The following is a 17,767-nucleotide window of genomic DNA, read 5'->3' on the forward strand; positions in this document are numbered from 1 at the left end:
ATGGCTGTCGCTGGTGCCGATCAGACGAAGTTCACGTCGCTGCACCACATGTAGGTCTGGTCGAGGTGGGATGCCTGCCAGATGACGAAGAGGACGTGGTGTCCGGTGTATCCGGAGGTGGAGACGTTGAACCGGATATCCTTGGCCGGCGCGTAGCGCCCGGTCTGGGTGATGAAGTCGAGGTCTCCCCAACCGAGGCGCTGGGTGGTGGGGTTGAACCCGTTCTTGCTGACGTAGACCCGGAAGAAGTCAGCGCCGTGGCTGGCCTGGTCGTACAGGTGGATGGTGAAGTTGCGGCTGACGTTGGTCGTCTTCCACGGTCCGGGCTGGTTCAGGCTGTCGTTGCGGGAAAGGGCGTTGCTGCACAGCTGCCCGTTGGGGGTCGCTCCTTGGAAGTTTCCGCGCAGACCGTCCCGCAGGGCGCTCATCCAGTTCCACATGGTGTCAGGGTTGGCCTGGAACGCCCGCCAGCACATAGGGTCCTGTTGCTGCATGGCCGGGCTCATGTGGTTACTTCCCCAGGTCTTCCAACACTGGTAGGCGCGACTTGCCGGGCTGACGATGGTGCCGTGGGCTTGCGCCGGGCCGCTCCATGGCAGCACACCGACCACCATGGTGAGCAGCAGTGCAAGCCCTCGGAGGGCCTGGCGGACGGCTGGCCGGGATCGCCGGCCGGATTGATCGGGCTTGGGGGAACGCACGGTGGGTCCTCCATTCTTCGGCGTTCGGAATCAGCATGGGGGTGCCTCCACCAGCATCGCACCGACAAGCCGAGGCATCAACTGTTATCGATAAGTATCGGCGTTGGTCGAGTTGACTGGGAACGCTGCCGAGCGCGATTCAAGATCTGTCCGCTTCGGACCGGCGGAATCCGACAGCCCTCGCGATCAACAATTGACCGATCGGTGGGCCGTCGGCGCCACCGCGATTCAGAACGACAGGATCAGCCGGTCCGAGCCGTCGTGCTCGGCCAGCCGCAGTCGAACCGGTGGGCAGGGCCGTTCGGTGTCCGGATCACGAATGCCGCAGATCCACTATGGCCAGTGCGGTGGGTGCTCGTCACACAGGTTGAAGATCAACTGTGGAACCGTGCTGTTCCGCTCAGGCAACGCGTCCGCGAACGGTCCAGGCACGGGCGGTCAGCCAGATGGAGCCGTCTTCCTCGACCGGCAGCCGGGTGGCGATCACGGTATGCACCGTGATGGCGTCGGTCAGGTCGGCGTCGCGCCACAGGTCGCGCCTCGGGTGGGGCGAGCACGTTGGATGCCTCGAACCCGCCGGCCGCCTGCCAGAGCTCACCGACACTGTGAATATCGATACCGCCCACGATCAGGGCCGCCCCGATCCCGGCCGGCATCCCGGCGGCGGCTCAGCCAGCCGCTGCCAGCGAGCGCGAGCGCGTGGATGAGCCGTTCCAGCAGGCGCAGCTCCGGGCCGCCGAGTCGAATCCTATTTGGCGTTGAAGTAGTTGGCCTCCGGGTGATGCACCACGATGGCGTCGGTGGCCTGCTCCGGCACCAACTGGAACTCCTCGGACAGGTGCACGCCGATCCGCTCCGCGCCCAGCAGCTCCACGATCTTCGCCCGGTCCTCAAGCTCCGGGCAGGCCGGGTAGCCGAACGCGTACCGGCAGCCCCGGTAGTCGGTACGCAGCAGGCCGGCCAGGTCCGCCGGGTCGTCGTCGGCGACCGTACGCCCGCCGGGCAGGGTCAGCTCGCTGCGGATGCGCCGGTGCCAGTACTCCGCGAGCGCCTCGGTGAGCTGCACGGACAGGCCGTGCACCTCCAGGTAGTCGCGGTACTCGTTGGCGGCGAACATCTTCGCGGTGTACTCGCTGATCGGCTGCCCGACCGTGACCAACTGCAACGCCACCACGTCCAGCTGGTCGCCCCTGGGCCGGAAGAAGTCGGCCAGGCACAGCCGCCGCTCCTGCCGCTGCCGGGGGAACGAGAACCGGGCCCGCTCGGTGTGGCCGTTCTCGTCGAGCACCACCAGGTCGTTGCCCTCCGAGTACGCCGGGAAGTAGCCGTAGACGACCGCCGCCTCCAGCACCTTGTCGGCGATCAGCCGGTCCAGCCAGTAGCGCAGCCGGGGCCGCCCCTCGGTTTCCACCAGTTCCTCGTACGAGGGGCCCTGGCCGCCGCGGGCACCTCGCAGGCCCCACTGGCCGAGGAAGGTGGCCCGCTCGTCGAGCAGTGCCGCGTACTCGGCCAGCGGCACCCCCTTGACCACCCGGGTGCCGAAGAACGGCGCGGTGGGCACCTCCACGTCGGCGGCCACGTCGGAGCGGACCGAGGCGTCGTCCAGCTCGGGCAACGCCTCCCGTACCGTCGCCCGCTGCTTCTCCCGGCGGGCCCGCCGCGCGGCCAGCGCCGCCTCCCGCTCCGGGTCGACCACGGGCGCCCCGCCACGCTTGGCGGCCATCACCCGGTCCATCAGGGACAGCCCCTCGAAGGCGTCCCGGGCGTAGTGCACCTGGCCGGGAAACATCGCCCGCAGGTCGTCCTCGACGTACGCCCGGGTCAGCGCCGCACCGCCCAGGAGCACCGGCCAGCGTTCGGCGAACCCGCGCGAGGCCATCTCGGCGAGGTTCTCCTTCATGATGACGGTGCTCTTGACCAGCAGCCCGGACATGCCGATCGCGTCGGCGCGGTGCTCCTCGGCGGCGTCGAGGATCGCGCTGATCGGCTGCTTGATGCCGATGTTGACGACCTCGTAGCCGTTGTTCGACAGGATGATGTCGACCAGGTTCTTGCCGATGTCGTGCACGTCGCCCTTGACGGTGGCCAGCACGATCCGGCCCTTGCCGCCGTCGTCGGCCTTGTCCATGTGCGGCTCCAGGTACGCCACCGCGGTCTTCATCACCTCGGCGGACTGGAGCACGAACGGCAGCTGCATCTGCCCGGAGCCAAACAGCTCACCGACGACCTTCATGCCGTCGAGCAGGATGTCGTTGATGATCGACAGTGGGGTCCGGCCGGTGGCCATCGCCTCGTCCAGGTCGGCCTCCAGGCCGTTGCGCTCCCCGTCGATGATGCGCCGCTTGAGCCGCTCCTCCAACGGCAGCGCGGCCAGCTCCTCGGCCCGGCTCGCCCGCGCCGACGCCGCGTCGACGCCCTCGAACAGCTCGATGAACCGCTGGAGCGGGTCGTACCCCTCGCGGCGGCGGTCGTAGACCATGTCGAGGGCGACCTCACGCTGCTCCTCGGGGATCTTCGACATCGGCAGGATCTTGCTGGCGTGCACGATCGCGCTGGTCAGCCCCGCCTGCACGCACTCGTGCAGGAACACCGAGTTGAGCACCTGCCGGGCCGCCGGGTTGAGACCGAAGGAGACGTTCGAGATGCCCAGCGTGAAGTTGATGCCCGGGTACCGGCGAGTGATCTCCCGGATCGCCTCGATGGTCTCGATCGCGTCCCGGCGGGTCTCCTCCTGACCGGTGGAGATCGGGAAGGTGAGCGTGTCGACCATGATGTCCGGCAGCCGCATGCCCCACCGGCCGGTCAGGTCGTCGACGATCCGTGAGGCGATGCGGACCTTGTCCACCGCAGTACGGGCCTGCCCCTCCTCGTCGATGCACATCACCACCACCGCCGCGCCGTGTTCGCGGATCACCGGCATCACCCGGCCGTAGCGGGAGTCGGGGCCGTCGCCGTCCTCGAAGTTGACCGAGTTGACCACGCACCGGCCGCCGAGCATCTCCAGCCCGGCCTCGACCACCGCCGGCTCGGTGGAGTCCAGCATGATCGGCAGCGTGGAGGCGGTGGCGAACCGCCCGGCCAGCTCCCGCATGTCGGTGGTGCCGTCCCGGCCGACGTAGTCGACGCAGAGGTCCAGCAGGTGCGAGCCGTCCCGGGCCTGGCTGCGGGCGATCTCCACGCAGGCCTGCCAGTCGGCGGCGAGCATCGCGTCGCGGAACGCCTTGGAGCCGTTGGCGTTGGTCCGCTCCCCCACCATCAGCACGCTGGCGTCCTGGGCGAACGGCACGTGGTGGTAGATCGACGACACGCCGGCCTCGGGCTGCGGCTCGCGGGCCACCGGAGCGGTACCGCGCAGCCGCTCGACCAGCACCCGGATGTGCTCCGGGGTGCTTCCGCAGCAGCCACCGACCAGCGAGACGCCGTACTCGGCGACGAACCGCTGCAGGGCGTCGGCCATCTCGACCGGGGTCAGCGGGAAGTACGCCCCGTCGGCGGTCAGCACCGGCAGGCCGGCGTTGGGCATCACCGACAGCGGGATCCGCGAGTGCCGGGACAGGTAGCGCAGGTGCTCGCCCATCTCGGCCGGCCCGGTGGAGCAGTTGAGCCCGATCAGGTCCACGCCCAGCGGCTCGATCGCGGTCAACGCCGCGCCGATCTCGCTGCCCAGCAGCATGGTGCCGGTGGTTTCCACGGCCACGTGGCAGATGATCGGCACCTGCCGGCCCAGCTCGGCCATGGCCCGCTTCGAGCCGACCACCGCGGCCTTGATCTGGAGCAGGTCCTGGCAGGTCTCCACGATCAGCGCGTCCACGCCGCCGGCGATCAGCCCGGCGGCGTTCTGCACGTACGCGTCGCGCAGCGTGGCGTACGCGGCGTGGCCCAGGGTGGGCAGCTTGGTGCCGGGGCCGATCGAGCCCAGGACGAAGCGGGGCTGCTCGGCCGTGGCGTACGCGTCGGCGGCCTCCCGGGCCAGCCGGGCCCCGGCCTCGGACAGCTCCCGGATCCGCCCCTCGATGCCGTACTCACCGAGATTGGACAGGTTCGCCCCGAAGGTGTTCGTCTCGACGCAGTCCGCACCGGCGGCCAGGTACGCCTCGTGCACGCCACGCACCACGTCGGGACGCGTGACGTTGAGGATCTCGCTGCACCCCTCCAGCCCGTCGTAGTCGTCGAGAGACAGGTCGGCGGCGTGCAACATGGTGCCCATCGCCCCGTCGGCGATGAGGATCCGGTCGGCCAGCACATCCAGCAACGAAGTCCGCACGGCATCAGGTTAATCTGATGTCCCGGTGTTCCGTCGAGACCCATGAGCGGTCCCACATTGTGTCAACGGAGCAGCACATCCGTTTCGTACCATTTGCCGTGCCGACCGGGGTGGCGGGCCGGCGCGGCCGACGGGCCGCATGGCGCCCCGGGACGTAGGCTGGCGGACGTGAAGGACATCAGCGACGCGACCGCGCGACAGCTCCAGGTCGCGGCGCGGCGCCAGACGCGCCGAGCTGGAGCTGTCGTAGGCGGCCAACCGAGCGGGCACCGGCCGGCCGCCGGCACCGACGAGCAGGGCGAGGTGACGGCGTGACCGAGTTCGACGGGCTGCCGGTGCTGCGGTCCCCGGTGGCGATCGCCGCCTTCGAGGGGTGGAACGACGCCGCGGACGCCTCCACCGCCGCCGTGGAGCACCTGGAGCAGGTCTGGCAGGCCCGCCAGGTCACCGAGCTGGACCCGGAGGACTTCTACGACTTCCAGGTCAGCCGGCCGACCATCAGCATGGCCGACGGCGAGACCCGTCGGATCGAGTGGCCCACCACCCGGTTCATGGTGGCCAGCCCGGAGGGCACCGAGCGGGACGTGGTGCTGATCCGGGGCATCGAGCCGAGCATGCGCTGGCGCACCTTCTGCGAGCAGGTACTGGAGATCTGCCACAGCCTCGAGGTGGAGCGGGTCGTGCTGCTCGGCGCGCTGCTGGCCGATGTGCCGTACACCAGGCCGCTGCCGATCAGCGGCAGCGCCTCCGACGCCGAGGCCGCCCGGCGCTACCAGCTCACCCCCACCCGGTACGACGGGCCGACCGGCATCGTCGGGGTGCTGCACGACGCGTGCACCCGGGCCGAGGTGGACGCCGTCTCCTTCTGGGTGCACGTGCCGCACTACGCCAACAACCCGCCCTGCCCGAAGGCCACCCTCGCGCTGCTGCACCGGGTCGAGGAGGTCCTCGACCTGCCGGTGCCGATGACCGATCTGGCGGAGGAGGCCGCCGAGTGGGAGCAGCGGGTACGCGGCGCCGCCGAGCAGGACGCCGAACTCGGCGAGTACGTCCGTGAGCTGGAGGAACGCGTCGGCGACGCCGGCATCACCCCGCTGACCGGCGACGAGATCGCCCAGGAGTTCGAGAAGTACCTGCGCCGCCGGGGAGGCTCGGCCGGTCCGACCGCCGGCTCCTGGTAGCCCCCTCTTCCGCCTGACCGGGCTCTGGACGGATTGCCGTCCAGAGCCCGGTTTCGTGTGTCCGGGGTGGCGGCGTCACCACCTCTAGGGCATCCTAGGAACCTAGCTGTTCTTGAGGAGGCGGGTGTGCAGATCAACCCGGGGGCCGCCGAGTTCCCGCACCGGCAGATCGCCGCACAGCTCAAGGCCCAGGTGCGCCGCGGCGACTGGGGGCCGGGCGAGCGGCTGCCGTCCATCCCGGCCATCGCCGAGATGTTCGGCGTGGCGAAGCAGACCGTGCAACGCGCCGTCGACCAGCTGCGGGTCGAGGGCATCCTGATCACCAAACCCGGCTCGGGTACGTACGTGCGGGGCACCCGACGCCGGCTCAACCGGCTGTCCCGGGGCCGGTACGGCGGCTTCCGCGGCTACCACACCGACCTGGCCGCCCGATACCGGCAACAGCTCGTCTCCGTCGGACGCGCGCCGGCCCCGCCGGAGGTCGCCGACGCGTTCGGCGTACCCGACGGCACCGACCTGCTCTGCCGCCGGCACCTGGTCCGCACCGACGACTCACCGGTCGAGGTCGGTGCCTCCTGGTTCCTGCCCAGGGACACCGCCGGTACCTCACTGGAGCGGGCCGAGGCGTTCGGCCGCCCGCTCTACCAGGAGGCCGAGGAGGCCACCGGCCGCCGGTACGTCTCGGCCACCGACACCATCAGCGCCCGGCAGCCCAGCCGGGAGGAGGCCGAGACCCTCCAGATCCGCCCCGACACCCCGGTACTGCACCTGCTGCACGTCGCCTTCGACGGCGACCGCAAGCCCATCGAGGTCGCCCAGGCCACCTGGCCCGGTCCGATGACCACCCTCACCGAGGAGTACCGCATCCCCGCGCCGGCACCGGAGCCGGACCCCGACCCCGGCCTCGTCCTCGGTTGACCGTCCGGCCCGCCGCGAGCCCGGCTCCGGCTCCGGCTCCGGCTCCGGCTCCGGCTCCGGCTCCGGCTCCGGGCATGATCGGCTTCCATTGCGGCAGGTGTCCCGCGAGCCGGACCTCCCCACTTGCGCACAGGGGAGTCGATCACAACGACGCCGGGCGGAGCTGGGCAGGCCAGGAGGCGCCGGACAGCGGCAGGGCAGGCCAGGACCACGGCGGTCCGGGGCGACGGGGCGGGGTGGATCAGAGGCGGATGCCGAGCAGGGCGTCCACCGTGGTGCGGAAGAGGGCGGGTGCCGCCGTGTCGTCGCCCGCGCCGGCGAGGGCTCGGTCGGCCCACTCGTCGGCCAGGGCCAGGGCGCCCGGGCTGTCAAGGTCGTCGGCGAGCCGGGCGCGTACCCCGGCCAGGAACGTCTCTCCGGACGGCCCGGCGGGCGCGGCGGCGGCCTGCCGCCAGCGGGCCAGCCGCTCCCCGGCGTCGACGAGCAGGTCGTCGGTCCAGGAGCGGTCGGCGCGGTAGTGGCCGGCCATCAGCCCGAGCCGGACGGCCATCGGGTCCACCCGGTCGGCCCGTAGCCGGGAGACGAAGACCAGGTTGCCCCTGGACTTCGACATCTTCTCGCCGTTCAGGCCGATCATTCCGGCGTGCACGTAGTGACGGGCGAACGGCGCCTCGCCGGTGAGCCGCTCCGCGTGCGCGGCGGAACACTCGTGGTGCGGGAAGAGCAGGTCGTTGCCGCCGCCCTGGACGTCGATCCGGTCGCCGAGCAGGTTCAACGCGATCACCGCGCACTCGATGTGCCAGCCGGGTCGGCCGGCGCCCAGCTCGCCGCCGGGCCAGGACGGCTCGCCGGCGCGGGCACCGCGCCACAGCAGCGGATCCAGCGGGTCGCGCTTGCCGGCGCGGTCCGGGTCGCCGCCGCGCTCCGGGAAGATCTCCAACATCTGTTCCCGGGTCAGGTTCGACTCGTAGCCGAACGCCGGCACGGCGCTGATGTCGAAGTAGACGTCGCCGGTGCCGTCGTCGAGCCGGTACGCCGCACCATCCTTGAGCAGTTCCTGGACCCGGTCGGCGATGTCCGGGATGGACTCCACCGCCCCGACGTAGTACGCCGGCGGGATGATCCGCAGCGCCTCCATGTCCTCCCGGAACAGCGCCGTCTCGCGCATGGCCAGGACCTTCCAGTCCTCGCCGTCGCGGGCGGCCCGTTCCAGCAGCGGATCGTCGATGTCGGTGACGTTCTGCACGTACCGCACGGTCAGGCCGGCGTCGCGCCACATCCGCTGCACCAGATCAAAGGTGATCATGGTGGCGGCGTGGCCGAGGTGGGTGGCGTCGTACGGGGTGATGCCGCAGACGTACATGGTCGCGGTGCCGTCCGGCCGGCCCGGGTGAACACCGCGCCGGGCCGAGTCGTACAAGCTCAGTGCGACGCCCGCACCCGGCAGCCGTGGCACCTCGTGTCCCGCCCAAGACTCCATGACCGTCAGCCTAACCAGCCGTCGACCCCCCACGCCGCACCGCACGGGTGATCAAGACGACAGAACTACATGGGCGGCCACGGCATCGCGGGCCAGTCCCGCGAAGGCTGTGGGTAACGGCCGGTTTCCCGCAACCGGTCGATCCGCGCCGCCAGCTCGGCGACCTCGCCGACGGTCAGGTGCTCGGCCAGTTCCTCGCCCAGGTCGCCGGTGACCTGCCCGGCGAGCGTGTCGAGCATCCGCACCGCGTCCGGCGGCAACCGTCGGCCGGCCCAGCCCCACAGGACGGTACGCAGCTTCTCCTCGACGTGGAAGCAGACGCCGTGGTCGACGCCGTAGAGCCGGTCGTCCGGACCGACCAGCACGTGCCCGCCCTTGCGGTCGGCGTTGTTGAGCACCGCGTCGAGCACCGCCAGCCGGGCCAGGCGCGGATCGTCGGCGTGAGCCAGGGCGTACGCGGCGCCGTCGTCGTCCCGGGCGGCGGCGACCGGAAACCAGCGCGGCGGCACCGCCTCGGCGGGGACGAAACCGACCAGCGGCTCGGCGTCGGACGGCTCGTCGATCCAGAGCTGACAGGAGCCGGGGCCGAACGGGCCGTCGCGCAGCACCGTCGGCGGGACCAGATCCCACCCGGTGGCCCGGGAGACCAGGTACGCGGAGACCTCCCGGCCGGCCAGGGTGCCGTCGGGGAAGTCCCACAGCGGGCGTTCCCCGCGCACCGGCTTGTAGACGCAGCGGGCCGTCTGCCCGTCGAGGGTGAGGATGCCGCGCAGGGTGGCGTTGGACGCGTCGGCCAACCGCCCCTCGATGTCGAGGTCACCGTCGCGCAGCAACCGGAGCGCTGCGCTGCCGTCGTGGCGGGGCTGCAACTCCGACGAGGTCACCGGTGGTAGCCGTTGTGCCGCGGGCAGAGGTGGCCGGCCGGGTCGAGCGGCTGGCCACAGAGTGGGCAGGGCGGGCGGCCGGCGTTGACCACCCGGCGGGCCCGCTCGATGAACTCACGGGTCGCCTGGGGCGTCAGCCGTACCCGGAGCCGGTCGAGGTCGTCGTCCGGCTCCACGTCCTCGTCGTCGGCGTCGTCGGCGAGCTCGACCTCGGCCTCCGCCTCCCCGGCGGCGATCGCCTCGATCACCACCGTGGCGGTGTCGACGTCGAAGGCCAGCCCGAGGGTGCCGACCCGGAACTCCTCGTCGACCGGGGTGTCCAGCGGGTCGTTGTCGTCGGGCGCGGCCGGTGCCTCGGGCAGCTCGACGCCGAAGCGGCGCTGCGCCTCGGCGAGCAGCTCCTCCAGCTTCTCGGCCAGCAACGACACCTGGACCTTCTCCAGCGCGACGCTGACCAACCGGCCCCCGCCGCGCGCCTGGAGGAAGAATGTGCGCTCCCCCGGTGGCCCGACCGTCCCGGCGACGAACCGCTCCGGCGGCTCGAAAGCGTGCACCTGGTGGGTCATACCCACGACCCTATCCGGAGCGTGGAAGGGACGCGCACCGCACCGACGCGGAATCCGCCCAGGGCGAACAGCGGGGGACGCGCCGACGGCCGGGGCAGCTCAGCCGGCCGCCCCGGCGCCGCCGCCGACCGTGGCGTCGGAGTCGGCCGGCCGCCGCGCCCGTCGGCGCCGCTTGGTCGGCGGGGGCACCAGCGGGGCCAGGTCGCCGCCGGTGTCGTTGAGCCGAACCAGGAAGGGGCGCAGCGGGGTGTAGCGGATCGCGGTGACCGAGGCCGGGTCCGCGACGATGCGCTGGAAAAGATCCAGGTGTACGCCAAGCGCGTCCGCGACGATGGCCTTGATCACATCGCCGTGGCTGCACGCCAGCCACACCGCCTCGGGGCCGTGCTCGGCGGTGATCCGGGCGTCCCAGTCGCGTACCGCGGTCACCGCCCGGGCGGCCATCGCCGCCATCGACTCCCCCTGCGGGAAGACCGCGGCGCTGGGATGCTGCTGGACGACCGGCCACAGCGGCTCCTTGGCCAGTTTCTTCAGCGGCTGCCCCTCCCAGCTGCCGTAGCCGCACTCGATCAGCCCCTCCTCGACCACCGGTGTCACCTGCGGCAGCGCCAGTTCCAGGGTCTGCCGGCACCGGATCAGCGGGCTGGTCACCACCGCCGCCAGCGGCAGCCCACGCAGCCGCTCGCCGACGGCGCTGGCCTGGGCGCGGCCGGTGTCGTCCAGCTCGACCGGCTGGCGACCGGCCAGCCCGCCGTCGGCGTTCGCGGTCGTCCGGCCGTGTCGCAGAAGCAGAAGGGTCGCCACGGCTCCACCCTAGGGCCTGCGGCGAAGTCCGCGCTCGCGCCGAGGCGGAGTCCCGGCGGCGGACGGCAGGCAGGTCCTTGGCTGCCCCCACCGGTGCCGGCCCCGGCGTCCTCTGGCGCCGGGGCCGCCAACCGCTGGCTCAGGTGGCGCTGATCGTGCCGGTGAGCAGCAGCGACAGCACCAGCGTGCCGAGCGCCACCCGATAGAGGACGAACACGTACAGGGTGTGGTGGGCGACGTAGCGCAGCAGCCAGGCGATGGCCGCGTACCCGACGGCGAAGGCGATCACCGTGGCCACGACCATCTGCGCCACGGTCGGCACCGAGGTGCCCGGCGCGGCGGGCTCGAACACGTCGCCGATGCTGAAGATCCCCGACATCACCACGGCGGGGATGGCCAGCAGGAACGAGTAGCGCGCCGCCGCCTCGCGGGTCAGGTTCAGCAGCAGCCCCGCGGTGAGCGTACCGCCGGAGCGGGACACCCCGGGCACCAGCGCCATCGCCTGCGCGAAACCCATCACGACGCCGTCACGCAGCCGGAAGTTCGCCAGGGTCCGGGTCTGCCGGCCCCAGTACTCGGCGAAGGCCAGCACGAACGCGAACACGATCAGCGTGGTCGCGACGACCCACAGGTTGCGGGCGGTTGCCCGGATCTGGTCCTTGAACACGAACCCGAACAACCCGATCGGGATCGAACCGACGATGACGTACCAGCCCATCCGGTAGTCGAGGCTGGAGCGCACCGAGCGGTCCCAGATGCCGACCAGCCAGGTCCGGGTGATCCGCCAGATGTCCTTGGCGAAATAGATCAACACCGCCGCCTCGGTGCCGAGCTGGGTCACCGCGGTGAAGGAGGCTCCGGCGTCCTGGTCGAAGAAGATCGCGGAGGTGATCCGCAGGTGCCCCGACGAACTGACCGGCAGAAACTCGGTGAGCCCCTGGACGATGCCCAGGACGATGGCCTCGACCCAGGTCACTCGCCGACCCCCGACAGGTCGAGGGCCTCCGCGACGGTCCGCAGGGTCTGCACCCCGCTGTCCCGGTCGGCGACGAAGAGGGTCACCGACAGGGTGCTCACGCCGGCGGCGGCGTACTCCCGCATCCGCTCGGCGATGCGCTCCTTGGGACCGAGCAGCGAGGTGCGGTCGATGAACTCCATCGGCACCGCGGCGGCCGCGTCGCGCTGCCGCTTCGCCAGGTACAGGTCCTGCACCTCGCGGGCGGCGTCACCGTAGCCCATCCGGGTGGCGAGCTGGTTGTAGAAGTTCTGCTGCCGGCTGCCCATGCCGCCGACGTAGAGGGCCGCGTACCAGCGGACCAGCTCCGCGCAGGTGGCGATGTCGTCGCCGACGACCACCGGCACGGACGGCACCACGTCGAAGCCCGCCAACTCCTTGCCGGCCTTCGCCCGGCCGGCCCGCACCGAGGCGAGCTGCTCCTCGGCGAACTCGGGGGCGTAGAAGACGGCCAGCCAGCCGTCGGCGATCTCGCCGGCCAACTCCAGGTTCTTCGGACCCACGGCGGCCAGGTAGATCGGGATGTGTTCGCGTGGCGGGTGGAAGCCCAGCCGCAGCGCCTTGCCCGGCCCGTCGGGCAGCGGCAGCGTGTAGTGCTCGCCGTCGTACGCGACCTCCTTGCGGGCCACCGCGAGCTTCACGATGTCGACGTACTCCCGGGTCCGGGCCAGCGGCTTGGCGAACCGTACGCCGTGCCAGCCCTCGGAGACCTGCGGCCCGGACACGCCGAGGCCGAGCCGGAACCGGCCGCCGGAGAGCGCGTCGATGGTGGCCGCGGTCATCGCGGTCATCGCCGGGGTACGCGCCGGGATCTGCATCACCGCGCTGCCCACGTCGATCCGCTCGGTCTGGCCGGCCATCCACGCCACCATGCTCGGCGAGTCGGAGCCGTACGCCTCCGCCGCCCACACCACCGAGTAGCCGAGCCGGTCCGCCTCCTGGGCGAGCGCCAGGTGATCGGCGGGTGTGCTCCACGCCGTCTGGTATCCGAGGCTGAGCCCGAGTCGCACTGGTCCTCCCCCATCCGCGCCACAAGGTCGCATCAGGGTACGCAATGACGGCGGCGGCCCCGACGACCGGCTCACCCAACCTCCGGGCGGACGGACCGGTCGGGTGGCGACGGTCGGATCGCCGACGCGGCGGGCAGACATGACGGGAGCGAGGATGTCCGCGACGGCGGGTTCGAAATAAGGTTCACCCATGCAACAGCGACCGCTCGGCCGAAGCGGGCTGGCGGTTTCCCGGCTCGCGCTCGGCACCATGACCTGGGGTCGGGACACCGACGCCGACGACGCGGCCGCCCAGCTGAAGAGTTACCTCGACGCGGGCGGCAACCTGGTCGACACCGCCGACGTGTTCGCCGACGGGGACGCCGAGTCGGTGCTCGGCTCCCTGCTGGGCACCCTGGTACCCCGCGACGAGGTGCTGATCGCCACCAAGGCCGGGCTGCGTCCGGGCAGCGGACGACGCCGCGACGGTTCCCGCGGGCACCTGTTGCGTACCCTGGACGCCTCGCTGCGCCGGTTGGGCACCGACCACGTCGACCTGTGGCAGGTGCACGGGTACGACCCGGACACCCCGTTGGAGGAGACCCTGGCGGCGTTGGACCACGCGGTGGCCAGCGGCCGGGTCCGCTACGTCGGGGTGTCGAACTTCTCCGGCTGGCAGACCGCCCGGGCCGCCGCCTGGCAGGCCGCCTGGCCGGGGCGGGCCCCGGTGGTCGCCGCTCAGGTGGAGTACTCGCTGCTGGAGCGGGGCGTGGAGCGGGAGGTGCTGCCGGCCTGCGCGGCGCTCGGGCTGGGCGTGCTGCCCTGGTCGCCGCTGGGTCGAGGGGTGCTGACCGGCAAGTACCGCAACGGCCGACCGGCCGACTCCCGGGCCGCCTCGGCGCACTTCGAGCGGTTCGTCACCACCTATCTGGAGCCACGCTGCTCCAGCATCGTCGAGGCGGTGGCCATCGCGGCGGGTGGCCTCGGCGTGTCACCGCTGGAGGTGGCGCTGGCCTGGATCCGTGACCGGCCCGGGGTGACCGCGCCGATCCTCGGCGCGCGGACCGTGGGGCAGTTGCTCGGCGCGTTGCAGGTGGAGCGGATGACCCTGCCGGAGGAGATCACCACCGCGCTGGACGACGTCTCCGCCGTGCCGGTCGGCTACCCCGAGCGGGACGGCTGAGCCGCCCGCCGGTCAGTCGGCTGCCGGCCGCTGCCCGGGGATCTCGCGGACAGCGGCGAGGAAACGGTGCTGGTCGTCGCGGAGGGTCGGATTGACCACCCGGATCCAGGAACCGTCGTCGAAGTGGATCGTCATCGGGAACTGCGCCACCCGCATCGTCCCGTGGTCGCAGTCGATGCGGGTGATCCGCTGCCGCGCGACGCTCCACAACAGCCTCGGCTGACGCCGGTCGGGGCGCCCCTCGTCCGGGCGGCGCCCCATCCGCAGCAGGTGCAGATGAGTGTCGGTCACCGCGAGCGGGGTGCCGGTGTAGCGCTCCAGGAACAGCAGCAGGCTGCCGGCGAGGGTGGCGAGGTCGCCGCTGAAGGCGTACCGCCGGCGGTAGGCGATCTCGGCGAGCTGGTCGGCGAGCGGCCGGTGCCGGCTGAGCCGGAACAGCGCCCGGAACGCCTCCTGTTCGTCGGTCAGCGGCAGCACCGGCCGGGGCGGCTGCGCCGTGGCGTCGGACGGCGATGCGTCGACCTCGCGGGTGACCGCCTCCGGGGCCCCCGCCGCCAACGCGGCAGCCCGGCCCGGCAGCAGCAACACCCCGGCGGCCAGCCGCACCGGTGTCATGACAGCCTCCACCCAGGCCACCGGGTTGACGATGTGCAGCAGCCCGAACAGCACCCGGGGATCCAGCGCGTCGGCCACCTCGGCCCCGACGTGGTCGGCGAACTGGCTGCCGGCCCGGTGCGTCTCGTCGACCCGCACCGGTGCCAGACCGACATGACGCAGCTCCTGGCCGGTCACCAGCGGCGCGACCAGGGCCCGCTCCGGTTCGTCGGAGGTGCGGAACTCGTCGCGCAGGGCGCGAGCCCGGTCACGGGCCACCCGGGCACCCTCGCGCACCGCGTCGCCGAAGCGCCCCAGTCGTCCCCAGGCACCGCTCACGCCGCTCCTCCTCGCTGCCGGGTCAGCGACCCGCCGGCTCCTGCGCGGCGGGCGGCTGACCGAAGACATTCTGGTCGATCCAGTCCGCGCCGTCGCGCACCGCGTCGCCGACCCGGTCGCCCACCTGGTCCGCGCCCGGCACGGAGAGGCCGGTGACCACCGCGGTGGTGCCCCAGGCCACACCATGCACCACCGAGTTGGGCACGTTCCACGGCAGGTTGGTGGCCCAGTCCCGGGCGATCATCCGGCCGCCGTCGGCCATACCGTGCGTGCGCAGCGCGCCGGCCCGATCCAGCGCGCTCATGTCGAACGGCGTCCCGCTCTTGCCGAGCTTGAAGTGACCGTTCGCCGGGTCGGTCACCTTGTGGTACCACTTGTCGGCCTTGCCGGCGGCACGCCGCTTGTCGATGGACTTCTGCCCCTTCCGCAGCGCCCGCTGCTTGTCGACCAGCTTGTCGAGGTGGTTGCGCAGCCTGCGCAGCTGGAACATGACCCGCTGGAGCAACCGGATGACCTTCTGCAGGTGGGCGGCGAGCGGGCGGATCACCTTCAGCGCCCGGGCGAGCACGATCATGCCCCGGGTCACGGTGACCGCCAGCCCGGCCGCCCAGGAGGCGCCCGCCGTGAACGGCGCCATCACCAGCGCGGTCACCAGGGTCACCAGCATCCAGTTGACGAACTCGACGCAGAGGTCGACCAGCACGTCGTGCACGGTCTGGAGGCCGTCGGCGACACTGCGCAGGTACTCGGCGGTGGCGGTGAACTGCCCCGCCACGTCCAGCAACTGCTGTTCGACCTCGGCCAGCCGCCGGCCGTACGCGTCACCGGCGTCCGAGCGCCAACCGGGCTGCTCCGCCTCGCGTACCGCGCGGTGCCCCATCGCCAGCTCCCGGACCTGCCCCGCGAGAACATCCCACTCGGCGGCCCGGGCCCGCAGGGCCGCCGGCTCGCCGTCGACCATGTCGACCAGCTGGATCAGCGGCCAGGCCAGCGTGCGGCAGACGCTGTCGACGACGGCCTCCACCCCGGACAGCGCGTTGTCGATGCCGTTCCACAGCTCGACGGCACTGCCGGCCGGCCCGCTCACCGGCCCATCCGCTCGTGCACGGCCCGGAAGCCGGACTCGATGCCCTGCTCGTTGCGCTCGTAGTTGTCCACCGTGGAGGCGAGGGCGTCACCGACCCGGTCGAAAGCGTCCTGGCCGGCGCGGAACAGCGCCGTGCCGTCGGACACCTGCTCGGCGTACGCGCCACGCAGCATGTCACTGACCACGGGCAGGCGCCCGAACGCGCTGTCGGGCAGGTCGCCGGCCGCAACCACCCGGGCCTCCATCGCCCCCATCGCCGCGGCGACCCCGGCGGCGGCCGCCTGCAACCGCTTCACCGCCGCCACGTCCACTTCGATGCCCGCCGCCACTGTCGTTCCTCCCCCGTCTCCGATGCGGGACGACGATACGATTCCCGGGCCTCGACCGCCACCCCGGCCGAGGTGATCACAGGGGAGGACGAACGCATGACGGATCCGCTGTCCGGGTTGGAGGCGCTGGCCGGCCGGCTCGCCGACGTCGAACGCCGGTTCGCCGGGGTGCAGGCCGAGCTGGACGAGCTGGTCGGCACCGGCGTCGACGAGACCGGGCTGGTGTCGGTCACGGTCGACGCCGCGGGTGAACTCACCGATCTGACCTTCCAGCCGACGGCGCTGCGGTACGGCACCGCCGAACTGACGGCGATGGTGCTCCAGGCGTACCGGCGGGCCCGCTCGGCGGCCGGTGAGCGGCTCGCCGAGCGCACCGACGGCCTGACCGCGCAGTTGGGCACCGGCCTGACCGAGCTGTTCGGCCGGCCGGGGGACTTCTCCGCCCTGGGCCGCCTCGACGAGGCCGCCGCTCGGCTGGACGGCCTGGACGCGCGACTGCCGCGACCGCCGGCGTGACCGGCCCGACCTGGCCCCAGATCGCCGTCCGGCTGCACGACACGCTGGCGGCCTGCCGGCAGGACACCGATCTGGAACTGACCGCCGGGCCGCGCCGGCTGCGGCTGGCGGTCCGGCGGGACAGCGTCTCCGGGCGCTGCCCGGCCTACGACCCGTCGCGCCTGGCCGAGCTGGGCTGGCGCCCCGCTGGCGACGGCGACGACTGGCGCCAGGAGACGCCCCGCACCGCCGAGGCGTTGCGCTGGTGGGGCGGCTTCGCGGCGGACACCGCCCGGGCGGTGCTGACCGCCGATCCGGCCGGGCTCGCCTGCCGTGTGCTCACCCCGGACGGCGTGGTGCCGCCGGCCCCCGGGTCAGCCCCGGACGGCGGGGTGCCGCCGGCAGTCCCGGACAGCCACCTGTCGGACGCCGCGCCGGGCCGGCGTCGGGTGGCCAACCCGTCGGTCTCCGCCGGGGCTGCCGGGACCGCCGTCGCCGACCGGCTCGCGCGGGCTGCGGCCGCACAGGACCTTCCCGGCTACCTCGGGGCGTTCGCCGGCGGCGCGGTGTGCGTACCGCTGGCCGGTGAGCCGTCGCCCGAGCGGGATTTCCCCTGGGTGACCGTCCACGACGCCGGTCAGGCCCCGCTACTGCCGGTGTTCACCACCGCCGAGGCGCTCACCGCCTTCGTCGGCGTCGGAGTGCCGTTCCTCGCGATACCGGCGGCCGAGCTGCTGGCCGCCTGGCCGGACCCGGCGTGGGGGCTCGCCGTCGACCCGGGTGCCCCGCACGGGCTGACGCTGACCGCGCCGGCCCTGACGGCACTGCTGGCCGCCAACGACCTCGACGCCGCCCAGCCGGCCGGGCCGACCGGGGAGGACCGGCCCTCGCCGCCCGCGCCCACCGCCTGACCATCTGCCCCGCCACCCCTCGGAAGC

General features: G+C 72.4%; 17 protein-coding genes. 6 read left to right on the plus strand and 11 right to left on the minus strand.

Annotation, left to right across the window (positions count from 1 at the left end; genetic code table 11):
• Nucleotides 1–20 precede the first annotated feature (20 nt).
• Both E1182_RS10970 and metH read right to left on the minus strand, forming a co-directional pair.
• Nucleotides 21–614, minus strand: coding sequence for a lytic polysaccharide monooxygenase (locus tag E1182_RS10970; RefSeq protein WP_132263732.1), 594 nt, complete (start codon nt 612–614; stop codon nt 21–23).
• An 835-nt stretch (nt 615–1,449) separates the two neighbouring features.
• Nucleotides 1,450–4,965, minus strand: coding sequence for a methionine synthase (metH, locus tag E1182_RS10975; RefSeq protein WP_207921352.1), 3,516 nt, complete (start codon nt 4,963–4,965; stop codon nt 1,450–1,452).
• Nucleotides 4,966–5,133: 168 nt separating this feature from the next.
• Here metH and E1182_RS31045 point away from each other — a divergent pair, with 168 nt between their 5' ends.
• From E1182_RS31045 to E1182_RS10985, 3 genes are all read left to right on the plus strand, one after another.
• On the plus strand, nt 5,134–5,280 hold the full coding sequence (locus E1182_RS31045; protein ID WP_165942579.1) for a hypothetical protein: 147 nt from the start codon (nt 5,134–5,136) through the stop codon (nt 5,278–5,280).
• Nucleotides 5,277–6,146: a PAC2 family protein gene (locus E1182_RS10980; RefSeq protein ID WP_132263692.1), complete on the plus strand. Its 870-nt coding sequence runs from the start codon at nt 5,277–5,279 to the stop codon at nt 6,144–6,146. The genes E1182_RS31045 and E1182_RS10980 overlap by 4 nt, the downstream gene beginning before the upstream one ends.
• A gap of 126 nt (nt 6,147–6,272) precedes the next feature.
• Complete coding sequence (locus E1182_RS10985) at nt 6,273–7,064, plus strand: GntR family transcriptional regulator (RefSeq protein ID WP_132263694.1); 792 nt, start codon at nt 6,273–6,275, stop codon at nt 7,062–7,064.
• 241 nt (nt 7,065–7,305) lie between these two features.
• On the opposite strand, the gene mshC is transcribed toward E1182_RS10985, so the two are convergent.
• The 6 genes from mshC to E1182_RS11015 form a co-directional block, all read right to left on the minus strand.
• Nucleotides 7,306–8,544: a cysteine--1-D-myo-inosityl 2-amino-2-deoxy-alpha-D-glucopyranoside ligase gene (mshC, locus tag E1182_RS10990; RefSeq protein ID WP_132263697.1), complete on the minus strand. Its 1,239-nt coding sequence runs from the start codon at nt 8,542–8,544 to the stop codon at nt 7,306–7,308.
• Between the two features lie 65 nt (nt 8,545–8,609).
• Nucleotides 8,610–9,428: an SCO1664 family protein gene (locus E1182_RS10995; RefSeq protein ID WP_132263699.1), complete on the minus strand. Its 819-nt coding sequence runs from the start codon at nt 9,426–9,428 to the stop codon at nt 8,610–8,612.
• Entirely contained in the window at nt 9,425–9,994 is a 570-nt protein-coding gene (locus E1182_RS11000) for a DUF3090 domain-containing protein (RefSeq protein WP_132263701.1), read from the minus strand. The genes E1182_RS10995 and E1182_RS11000 overlap by 4 nt, the downstream gene beginning before the upstream one ends.
• A 99-nt stretch (nt 9,995–10,093) precedes the next feature.
• Nucleotides 10,094–10,798 carry a histidine phosphatase family protein gene (locus tag E1182_RS11005; protein ID WP_132263704.1) on the minus strand — a complete coding sequence of 235 codons (705 nt, stop codon included), beginning with the start codon at nt 10,796–10,798 and terminating at the stop codon, nt 10,094–10,096.
• A gap of 139 nt (nt 10,799–10,937) precedes the next feature.
• Nucleotides 10,938–11,774, minus strand: a complete 837-nt coding sequence (locus tag E1182_RS11010) for an undecaprenyl-diphosphate phosphatase (RefSeq protein ID WP_132263706.1) — start codon at nt 11,772–11,774, stop codon at nt 10,938–10,940.
• Nucleotides 11,771–12,823 carry an LLM class F420-dependent oxidoreductase gene (locus tag E1182_RS11015; RefSeq protein WP_132263708.1) on the minus strand — a complete coding sequence of 351 codons (1,053 nt, stop codon included), beginning with the start codon at nt 12,821–12,823 and terminating at the stop codon, nt 11,771–11,773. Before E1182_RS11015 ends, E1182_RS11010 begins: the two co-directional genes overlap by 4 nt.
• 190 nt (nt 12,824–13,013) lie before the next feature.
• On the opposite strand from E1182_RS11015, the gene E1182_RS11020 reads away from it, so the two are divergent.
• Nucleotides 13,014–13,985, plus strand: coding sequence for an aldo/keto reductase (locus tag E1182_RS11020; protein WP_132263711.1), 972 nt, complete (start codon nt 13,014–13,016; stop codon nt 13,983–13,985).
• A 12-nt stretch (nt 13,986–13,997) separates the two neighbouring features.
• Here the strand turns inward: E1182_RS11020 and E1182_RS11025 are convergent, their stop codons facing one another.
• From E1182_RS11025 to E1182_RS11035, 3 genes are read right to left on the minus strand one after another with little or no spacing between them, the layout of a single operon-like run.
• On the minus strand, nt 13,998–14,918 hold the full coding sequence (locus E1182_RS11025) for a hypothetical protein (RefSeq protein ID WP_132263713.1): 921 nt from the start codon (nt 14,916–14,918) through the stop codon (nt 13,998–14,000).
• Between the two features lie 22 nt (nt 14,919–14,940).
• Nucleotides 14,941–16,005 carry a WXG100 family type VII secretion target gene (locus tag E1182_RS11030; RefSeq protein ID WP_132263715.1) on the minus strand — a complete coding sequence of 355 codons (1,065 nt, stop codon included), beginning with the start codon at nt 16,003–16,005 and terminating at the stop codon, nt 14,941–14,943.
• Nucleotides 16,002–16,334 carry a hypothetical protein gene (locus E1182_RS11035; protein ID WP_132263718.1) on the minus strand — a complete coding sequence of 111 codons (333 nt, stop codon included), beginning with the start codon at nt 16,332–16,334 and terminating at the stop codon, nt 16,002–16,004. The genes E1182_RS11030 and E1182_RS11035 overlap by 4 nt, the downstream gene beginning before the upstream one ends.
• A gap of 96 nt (nt 16,335–16,430) precedes the next feature.
• Between E1182_RS11035 and E1182_RS11040 the strand changes: the two genes are divergently transcribed.
• Nucleotides 16,431–16,850: a YbaB/EbfC family nucleoid-associated protein gene (locus E1182_RS11040; RefSeq protein ID WP_132263720.1), complete on the plus strand. Its 420-nt coding sequence runs from the start codon at nt 16,431–16,433 to the stop codon at nt 16,848–16,850.
• Complete coding sequence (locus E1182_RS11045; protein WP_132263722.1) at nt 16,847–17,740, plus strand: SseB family protein; 894 nt, start codon at nt 16,847–16,849, stop codon at nt 17,738–17,740. Before E1182_RS11040 ends, E1182_RS11045 begins: the two co-directional genes overlap by 4 nt.
• Nucleotides 17,741–17,767: the final 27 nt, after the last annotated feature.

Source organism: Micromonospora sp. KC721 (genome assembly GCF_004348355.1).
Taxonomy (GTDB): Bacteria; Actinomycetota; Actinomycetes; order Mycobacteriales; family Micromonosporaceae; genus Micromonospora.